Below are 578 nucleotides of genomic sequence, written 5' to 3'. Positions count from 1 at the left end.
ATGCGAGCAAACTTACTCGTGATTTGAGTACGGATATAGCGTGTGACGTACATCAGCAAATACAAGGTTTCAACTTCAAGATAGCTGTCATCGTTATCACCAAAACTATTTTTTTGGTACGTCGTGATGATATTTTCGACCTGGATTGTGCCGTCATCAGCCACAGTAAAGCTGGAAATCCCGCTATGTAGCAGATTATTACGCTCAATCAGATCAAGCTGGTCCTCAGATGCCGGAGCCAGAACGCCGCTAATCGGTAATGTCTGTAATGGCCTGCCGGGGTCATTCCGCAAGCTTTGAGCGATTGCCCCAGTTAACGCTGCCGCCCAAACGTAATTGGGAGATGGGGACTTGGTGACTCCCAGCAATGTTTCATGCTGATAGTTACGTTGTTCACCCAATTTTGCCAGTTCCCCGTATGCGCCATTGGCCGCACTAAATGCGTGCCCGTAAAGCTGTTGTTCCCACGACCAGCGCCCGACTGTATCAGACAGAAACGCTTTCACATCATCTAATGACGCGGTATCGGTATAGGGATTGGCAATAAAATCAAAGGAACGGTCTTTGAGATTGCCTAA

The 578-nt window shown here is 47.8% G+C and carries 1 protein-coding gene; it reads right to left on the bottom strand.

The window, feature by feature from the left end; translation table 11 throughout:
- Positions 1–578 (bottom strand): phage tail sheath subtilisin-like domain-containing protein (locus tag LG003_RS23190; protein WP_262981784.1); only part of this gene is annotated, 578 nt, incomplete at both ends.

Origin of the sequence: Photorhabdus kleinii (genome assembly GCF_025384885.1) — a bacterium.
In the GTDB taxonomy this organism is placed as follows: domain Bacteria; phylum Pseudomonadota; class Gammaproteobacteria; order Enterobacterales; family Enterobacteriaceae; genus Photorhabdus; species Photorhabdus kayaii.
Note: the sequence above shows the minus strand (reverse complement) of the source record. Positions and strands in the feature narration are given on the sequence as shown.